This window comes from Klebsiella sp. HMSC16C06 (genome assembly GCF_001808325.1).
GTDB lineage: Bacteria > Pseudomonadota > Gammaproteobacteria > Enterobacterales > Enterobacteriaceae > Klebsiella > Klebsiella variicola.
The window spans coordinates 126,433-135,333 of the sequence record NZ_KV793029.1 but is presented as its reverse complement, the minus strand read 5'-3'; the positions used below and the strand labels follow the sequence as shown (position 1 = coordinate 135,333).

6 protein-coding genes are annotated in these 8,901 nt (G+C 58.7%); all 6 read left to right on the top strand.

Annotated elements, in window-relative coordinates; genetic code table 11:
- The coding region (gene ftsK / locus HMPREF3142_RS26585) for a DNA translocase FtsK (RefSeq protein WP_228706487.1) at positions 1 to 2,658 on the top strand (2,658 nt) is incomplete at its 5' end.
- 122 nt (positions 2,659 to 2,780) lie between these two features.
- The gene (lolA, locus tag HMPREF3142_RS26580; RefSeq protein ID WP_004201368.1) at positions 2,781 to 3,392 is read left to right on the top strand and encodes an outer membrane lipoprotein periplasmic chaperone LolA; all 612 of its coding nucleotides are present in this window, start codon (positions 2,781 to 2,783) and stop codon (positions 3,390 to 3,392) included.
- Between the two features lie 8 nt (positions 3,393 to 3,400).
- On the top strand, positions 3,401 to 4,744 hold the full coding sequence (gene rarA / locus HMPREF3142_RS26575; RefSeq protein WP_043875567.1) for a replication-associated recombination protein RarA: 1,344 nt from the start codon (positions 3,401 to 3,403) through the stop codon (positions 4,742 to 4,744).
- 91 nt (positions 4,745 to 4,835) lie between these two features.
- Positions 4,836 to 6,128, top strand: a complete 1,293-nt coding sequence (gene serS / locus HMPREF3142_RS26570; protein WP_008805848.1) for a serine--tRNA ligase — start codon at positions 4,836 to 4,838, stop codon at positions 6,126 to 6,128.
- Between the two features lie 200 nt (positions 6,129 to 6,328).
- Positions 6,329 to 8,767, top strand: a complete 2,439-nt coding sequence (gene dmsA, locus HMPREF3142_RS26565; RefSeq protein WP_070612920.1) for a dimethylsulfoxide reductase subunit A — start codon at positions 6,329 to 6,331, stop codon at positions 8,765 to 8,767.
- A 10-nt stretch (positions 8,768 to 8,777) separates the two neighbouring features.
- Positions 8,778 to 8,901 (top strand): 4Fe-4S binding protein (locus HMPREF3142_RS30030; protein ID WP_016831266.1); only part of this gene is annotated, 124 nt, incomplete at its 3' end.

The window sequence follows — 8,901 nt, the reverse complement described above, 5'->3', positions numbered from 1 at the left end:
GCTCAGCCTGCGCCGCAGGCGTATCAGCCAGAGCAGGCGCAGTATCAGCAGCCGACTTACGATCCGCATGCCGCTCAGCCTGCGCCGCAGGCGTATCAGCCGCAAAGCGCGCCAGTGCCGTCACCGGAGCCAGAACCAGAGGTTGCGCCGGAAGAGGTGAAACGTCCACCGCTCTATTACTTCGAAGAAGTCGAAGAGAAGCGGGCACGTGAACGCGAGCTGCTGGCCTCCTGGTATCAGCCAATTCCGGAGCCGGAAAGTCCGATTGCCACTAAACCGCTGACGCCGCCAGCCTCCTCGTCCAAACCGCCAGTGGAGACAACCGTGGTCTCTGCGGTCGCGGCAGGGGTGCATCAGGCAACTGCCGCCAGCGGCGGCGCGGCGGCGGCAACCTCGGCGACGGCCGCATCCGCTGCGGCTGCGCCATTGTTCAGCCCGGCATCCAGCGGACCGCGGGTCCAGGTGAAAGAAGGTATTGGTCCAAAACTACCGCGACCAAACCGCGTTCGTGTCCCGACGCGTCGGGAGCTGGCCTCTTACGGCATCAAGCTACCGTCGCAACGGGAGGCGGAACAGCGTGCGCGGCAGGCGGAGCGCGACCCCCATTATGACGATGAGCTGCTCTCGGATGAGGAAGCGGATGCTATGGAGCAGGATGAACTGGCTCGCCAGTTCGCTGCCACCCAGCAGCAGCGCTATGGCCATCGCTGGGAAGACGATAACGCGACTGATGACGATGACGCCGATACTGCGGCGGAAGCGGAGCTGGCGCGCCAGTTTGCCGCCACCCAGCAGCAGCGCTACGCCTCCGAGCAGCCGCCAGGCGCTAATCCGTTCTCGCCGGCGGATTATGAATTCTCGCCGATGAAAACGCTGGTCAATGAGGGTCCGAGCGAGCCGCTGTTTACGCCGACGCCGGAAGTACAGCCGCAACAACCGGCCCCGCACTATCAACAACCGGCCGCCGCTCCGCAGCAGGGTTATCAACCTGCGCAGCACCAGCCGGTACACCCTCAGCCAGTGCCGCCGCAGCCTTACCAGACTGCACCGCAGCCCGTGCAGCAGCAACAGGCGGTTGCCCCGCAGGGGCATCAGCCTGCCGCGCCCGCGCCGCAGGAGAGCCTGATCCACCCGCTGCTGATGCGCAATGGCGATAGCCGTCCGCTGCAAAGACCGACCACGCCGTTGCCGTCGCTGGATCTGCTCACGCCGCCGCCCAGTGAAGTCGAGCCGGTGGATACCTTTGCTCTCGAGCAGATGGCGCGACTGGTGGAAGCACGTCTGGCCGATTTCCGCATTAAAGCGGATGTGGTGAACTACTCGCCGGGGCCGGTGATCACCCGCTTCGAACTGAATCTGGCGCCTGGCGTCAAAGCGGCTCGAATCTCTAACCTGTCACGCGATCTGGCGCGTTCGCTGTCGACGGTTGCCGTGCGCGTGGTGGAAGTGATCCCGGGTAAACCGTATGTCGGTCTTGAGCTGCCGAATAAAAAGCGTCAGACCGTCTATCTGCGTGAAGTGCTCGACAACGCCAAGTTCCGCGATAACCCATCGCCGCTGACCGTGGTGCTGGGTAAAGATATCGCTGGCGACCCGGTGGTAGCTGACCTGGCGAAAATGCCGCACCTGCTGGTTGCCGGTACTACCGGTTCCGGTAAGTCAGTCGGTGTGAACGCCATGATCCTCAGCATGCTCTACAAAGCGCAGCCGGAAGATGTGCGTTTCATCATGATCGACCCGAAAATGCTCGAGCTGTCGGTCTACGAAGGTATTCCGCATCTGCTGACGGAAGTGGTCACCGACATGAAAGACGCCGCCAATGCGCTGCGCTGGAGCGTCAACGAGATGGAGCGCCGCTACAAGCTGATGTCAGCGCTGGGCGTGCGTAACCTGGCGGGCTATAACGAGAAGATCGCCGAGGCCGCGCGCATGGGGCGTCCGATTCCGGATCCGTACTGGAAGCCGGGCGACAGCATGGATGCCGTACATCCGGTGCTGGAAAAACTGCCGTATATCGTGGTGCTGGTGGACGAGTTCGCCGACCTGATGATGACCGTCGGCAAGAAGGTGGAAGAGCTGATTGCCCGTCTGGCGCAAAAAGCGCGTGCGGCGGGGATCCACCTGGTGCTGGCGACGCAGCGTCCGTCGGTAGATGTTATTACCGGCCTGATTAAGGCTAACATTCCGACGCGCATCGCCTTTACCGTGTCGAGTAAAATTGACTCGCGTACCATTCTCGATCAGGGCGGCGCGGAATCGCTGCTGGGTATGGGGGATATGCTTTACTCCGGACCGAACTCTACCACGCCGGTGCGCGTCCACGGGGCGTTTGTGCGCGACCAGGAAGTCCACGCTGTGGTTCAGGACTGGAAAGCCCGCGGCCGTCCGCAGTACGTCGATGGCATTACCTCCGACAGCGAAAGCGAAGGCGGCGGCGGTGGTTTCGACGGCGGTGAAGAGCTGGACCCGCTGTTCGATCAGGCGGTCAGTTTTGTGACTGAGAAGCGCAAAGCGTCGATTTCCGGGGTCCAGCGTCAGTTCCGCATTGGCTATAACCGGGCAGCACGCATTATCGAACAGATGGAAGCGCAGGGGATCGTCAGCGAACAGGGCCATAACGGTAACCGCGAAGTGCTGGCGCCGCCGCCCTTTGAATGAGTGCAAAGTTGGGTAAATAAGCGCAAAATCAGCCAATTCTTCTGTTCCGCCGCCGTCGGCGGTCCTACATTAGGGACAGAAGAGGCTCCCGCGTCGGGAGTGACGCACATTAAGGAATAACAATGAAAAAACTCGCAATCACCTGTGCATTACTGTCTGGTATGGTCGTCAGCCAGGTCTGGGCAGATGCGGCCAGTGACTTAAAAAGCCGTCTTGATAAAGTGAGCAGTTTCCATGCCAGCTTCACGCAGAAAGTCACCGACGGCAGCGGTAACGCCGTCCAGGACGGACAGGGCGACCTGTGGGTAAAACGTCCGAACCTGTTTAACTGGCATATGACCCAGCCAGATGAAAGCGTTCTTGTCTCGGATGGCAAAACGCTGTGGTTCTACAACCCGTTCGTTGAGCAGGCTACGGCGACCTGGCTGAAAGATGCTACCAGCAACACGCCGTTTATGCTGATTGCCCGCAACCAGTCCAGTGACTGGCAGCAGTACAATATCAAACAAAACGGCGATGATTTTGTGCTGACGCCGAAAAGCGGCAGCGGTAACCTGAAGCAGTTCACGATCAACGTCGGTCGGGACGGCACCATCCATCAGTTCAGCGCCGTCGAGCAGGATGACCAGCGCAGCAGCTATCAGCTGAAGTCGCAGCAGAACGGCGCCGTCGACGCATCTAAGTTCACCTTTACGCCGCCGAAAGGGGTGACGGTGGACGATCAACGTAAGTAGAGGCGAAAGTGAGCAATCTGTCGCTCGATTTTTCCGACAACGCGTTTCAACCTCTGGCCGCTCGCATGCGGCCAGAAAATTTAGCGCAGTATATTGGCCAGCAGCATCTGCTGGCGCCGGGTAAACCCCTGCCGCGGGCGATTGAAGCCGGGCATCTGCATTCAATGATCCTCTGGGGGCCGCCGGGCACCGGCAAGACCACCCTCGCGGAAGTGATTGCCCGCTACGCCAGCGCCGATGTCGAACGGATCTCGGCGGTGACCTCAGGGGTGAAAGAGATTCGCGAGGCTATTGAGCGCGCGCGGCAAAATCGCAACGCCGGCCGGCGGACCATCCTGTTTGTTGACGAAGTGCATCGCTTTAATAAAAGCCAGCAGGATGCCTTTCTGCCCCATATTGAAGACGGCACCATCACTTTTATTGGCGCGACCACCGAAAACCCCTCCTTTGAGCTTAATTCAGCGCTGCTCTCCCGCGCCCGCGTCTACTTACTGAAATCGCTGACCACCGACGATATCGAGCGGGTGCTTGACCAGGCGATGAACGATAAGTCCCGCGGCTACGGCGGGCAGGATATTATTCTGCCGGAAGAGACCCGCAAGGCCATCGCCGAACTGGTGAACGGCGACGCGAGGCGGGCGCTGAATACCCTGGAAATGATGGCTGATATGGCCGAGAGCGATGACTCGGGCAAGCGGGTGCTGAAGGCGGAACTGCTGACCGAGATCGCTGGCGAGCGCAGCGCGCGCTTTGATAACAAAGGCGACCGGTTCTACGATTTGATTTCTGCTCTGCATAAGTCGGTGCGCGGTAGCGCGCCGGATGCGGCACTTTACTGGTATGCGCGGATCATCACCGCTGGCGGCGATCCGCTGTACGTTGCCCGCCGCTGTCTGGCGATAGCCTCGGAAGATGTCGGCAACGCCGACCCACGGGCGATGCAGGTCGCCATTTCGGCGTGGGATTGCTTTACCCGCGTCGGGCCGGCGGAAGGCGAACGGGCGATTGCCCAGGCCATTGTCTATCTGGCCTGCGCGCCGAAAAGTAACGCCGTCTACACCGCCTTTAAAGCGGCGCTGGCCGACGCGCGGGATCGTCCTGACTACGACGTTCCGGTGCATCTGCGCAATGCGCCGACGAAGCTGATGAAAGAGATGGGTTACGGACAGGAGTATCGTTACGCTCATGACGAACCCAACGCCTACGCCGCCGGCGAGCAGTACTTCCCGCAGGAAATGGCGCAAACGCGCTATTATCACCCGACAAACCGGGGGCTTGAGGGCAAAATTGGCGAAAAGCTCGCCTGGCTCGCTGAACAGGATCAAAATAGCCCGATAAAACGCTACCGCTAATTGAGGCGTTGCGGTAAGGTTATTACTCTATTTCCGTGGTCGTAGTCTGCGGCCACTTTTCTTTATTTAATTCGATAAGCACAGGATAAGCATGCTCGATCCCAATCTGCTGCGTACCGAGCCAGACGCAGTCGCAGAAAAACTGGCACGCCGGGGCTTTAAGCTGGATGTAGATAAACTTCGCGCGCTTGAAGAGCGTCGTAAAGTTCTGCAGGTGCAAACGGAAAACCTGCAGGCGGAGCGTAACTCCCGATCGAAATCCATTGGCCAGGCGAAAGCGCGCGGGGAAGACATCGAGCCATTACGCCTGGAAGTGAACAAACTCGGCGAACAGTTGGATGCTGCAAAGTCCGAGCTGGAAACGCTGCTGGCGGAAATTCGCGATATCGCGCTGGCGATCCCGAATATTCCTCATGATGATGTGCCGGTTGGCCGTGACGAAAACGACAACGTTGAAGTCAGCCGCTGGGGCACGCCGCGCCAGTTCGATTTTGAAGTGCGCGATCACGTGACGCTGGGGGAAATGCACGGGGGGCTGGATTTTGCCGCCGCCGTTAAGCTGACTGGTTCGCGTTTTGTGGTGATGAAAGGCCAGCTGGCCCGTCTGCACCGCGCCCTGGCGCAGTTCATGCTGGATCTGCACACCGAACAGCATGGCTATAGCGAAAACTATGTCCCGTACCTGGTGAACCAGGACACGCTGTATGGCACCGGCCAGTTGCCGAAATTCGCTGGCGACCTGTTCCATACTCGTCCGCTGGAAGAAGAAGCCGACAGCAGCAACTACGCGCTGATCCCGACGGCGGAAGTGCCGCTGACCAACCTGGTACGCGATGAAATCATCGACGAAGACGACCTGCCGATCAAAATGACCGCCCATACGCCGTGCTTCCGCTCTGAAGCCGGTTCCTATGGTCGCGACACCCGCGGTCTGATCCGCATGCACCAGTTCGACAAAGTTGAAATGGTGCAGATCGTGCGTCCGGAAGACTCCATGGCCGCGCTGGAAGAGATGACCGGTCACGCCGAGAAAGTGCTGCAGCTGCTGGGTCTGCCGTACCGTAAGGTCGCGCTGTGCACCGGCGATATGGGCTTCAGCGCCTGCAAAACCTACGACCTGGAAGTGTGGGTTCCGGCGCAGAACACCTACCGTGAAATCTCTTCCTGCTCTAACGTCTGGGATTTCCAGGCACGTCGTATGCAGGCCCGCTGCCGCAGCAAGTCCGACAAGAAGACTCGCCTCGTTCATACTCTGAATGGTTCTGGTCTGGCGGTAGGTCGTACCCTGGTGGCGCTGATGGAAAACTATCAGCAGGCCGATGGCCGTATTGAGATCCCGGAAATTCTGCGCCCGTATATGCGTGGCCTCGAATATATCGGGTAATTTTTTCTTCCTCTCTTTTAAAAGCGCCTGCGGGCGCTTTTTTTACGTCCTTATTGATACCGGGCAATAATCCATTCTACGAATGCAGTGATACTCCCTTTGGATTAAATCAGCATAAAAAACCAATAATATTTCAAAGCAATATATATATGACTATATAGCGCTTGTCAGTTTATTGTGAGCAACCAAAGCGAGTATCCATGAAAATTAAAGCCCCCGATGCTTTACTGGCTGCTGAGGTAAGCCGCCGTGGTCTGATGAAAACCACGGCAATAGGCGGCCTGGCGCTGGCCAGCAACGCACTAACATTACCCTTTACCCGACTGGCGCATGCCGCCGATACGCCGGCACCCGCCAACGAGAAGGTGGTCTGGAGTGCCTGTACCGTCAACTGCGGCAGCCGCTGCCCGCTGCGCATGCACGTGGTGGATGGCGCGATTAAATACGTCGAAACCGATAATACCGGTGACGATAACTATGACGGTTTGCACCAGGTCCGCGCCTGCCTGCGCGGGCGTTCGATGCGCCGCCGCGTCTATAACCCGGATCGCCTGAAGTACCCGATGAAGCGCGTTGGCAAACGCGGGGAAGGGAAATTCGAGCAAATCAGCTGGGAAGAGGCGTTCGATACTATCGCCAGCAATATGCAGCGGCTGATTAAAGAATACGGCAACGAATCCATCTATCTGAACTACGGCACCGGTACGCTCGGCGGCACGCTGACTCGTTCCTGGCCGCCAGGAAAAACGCTGATTGCCCGTCTGATGAACTGCTGCGGCGGTTATCTGAACCACTATGGCGATTACTCTTCGGCGCAGATTGCCGAGGGCCTCAATTATACCTACGGCGGCTGGGCCGACGGCAATAGCCCATCGGATATTGAAAACAGCCAGCTGGTGGTGCTGTTCGGCAATAACCCCGGCGAAACGCGGATGAGCGGCGGCGGGGTGACATACTACCTTGAGCAGGCGCGGCAGAAATCCAATGCCCGGATGATCATCATCGATCCGCGCTATACCGACACCGGCGCCGGACGCGAAGATGAATGGATCCCGATTCGCCCCGGCACTGATGCGGCGCTGGTATCGGGTCTGGCGTGGGTGATGATCACCGAGAATCTGGTCGATCAGCCGTTCCTCGATAAATACTGCGTGGGATACGACGAGAAAACGCTGCCCGCCGATGCGCCAGCCAATGGTCACTACAAAGCTTACATTCTTGGCCAGGGCACGGACGGTATCGCCAAAACGCCGGAGTGGGCCTCGACGATTACCGGTATTCCGCGCGAACGCATTGTTAAACTGGCGCGCGAAATTGCCACCACCAAACCGGCCTATATCAGCCAGGGTTGGGGGCCGCAGCGTCACGCCAACGGCGAAATCGCCACCCGGGCTATCTCGATGCTCGCTATCCTGACGGGTAACGTCGGGATCCACGGCGGCAACAGCGGCGCGCGCGAGGGCTCTTACAGCCTGCCCTTTGAGCGCATGCCGACGCTGGAGAATCCGGTTCAGACCAGTATCTCGATGTTTATGTGGACCGACGCTATCGAGCGTGGTCCGGAAATGACCGCGCTGCGCGACGGCGTTCGTGGCAAAGATAAGCTCGACGTGCCGATCAAAATGATCTGGAACTATGCGGGCAATTGCCTGATTAACCAGCATTCTGAGATCAACCGTACCCATGAGATCCTGCAGGACGACAAGAAGTGCGAGATGATCGTAGTCATCGACTGCCATATGACCTCGTCAGCGAAATACGCCGATATTCTGCTGCCGGACTGCACCGCCTCCGAGCAGATGGATTTCGCGCTGGATGCCTCCTGCGGCAACATGTCCTACGTCATTTTTGCCGATCAGGCCATCAAGCCGCGTTTCGAATGCAAAACTATCTATGAGATGACCACCGAACTGGCAAAACGCCTCGGTGTGGAGCAGCAGTTTACCGAAGGCCGTGCCCAGGAAGGCTGGATGCGCCATCTGTATGAACAGTCGCAGAAAGCGATTCCTGACCTGCCAGATTTCGATACCTTCCGCCAGCAGGGCATTTATAAGCAGCGCGATCCGCAAGGACACCATGTGGCCTACAAAGCCTTCCGCGAGGATCCGCAGGCCAATCCGCTGACCACGCCGTCGGGCAAGATCGAAATTTACTCGCAGGCGCTGGCGAAAATCGCGGCCACCTGGGAGCTGCCGGAAGGGGATGTTATCGATCCACTGCCGATCTACACCCCGGGCTTCGAAAACTACAACGATCCATTGACGGCGAAATACCCGCTACAGCTGACCGGCTTCCACTATAAATCGCGCGTTCACTCAACTTACGGCAACGTCGATGTACTGAAGGCCGCCTGTCGGCAGGAGATGTGGATTAACCCGATCGACGCGAAGCAACGCGGCATTGCCAACGGCGATCGCATTCGCATCTTCAACGACCGCGGAGAAGTGCATATTGAAGCGAAGGTGACGCCGCGCATGATGCCGGGCGTTGTCGCGCTGGGGGAAGGGGCCTGGTATAACCCGGACGCTTCACGGGTGGATCAGGCGGGCAGCATTAACGTGCTGACCACCCAGCGTCCGTCGCCGCTGGCGAAGGGGAACCCGTCGCATACCAACCTCGTCCAGGTTGAGAAGCTGTAAGGAGTAACCGATGACAACTCAGTATGGATTTTTTATTGATTCCGCCCGTTGCACCGGTTGCAAGACCTGCGAACTGGCCTGTAAGGATTACAAGAACCTGACCCCGGAGGTCAGCTTCCGCCGCATCTATGAGT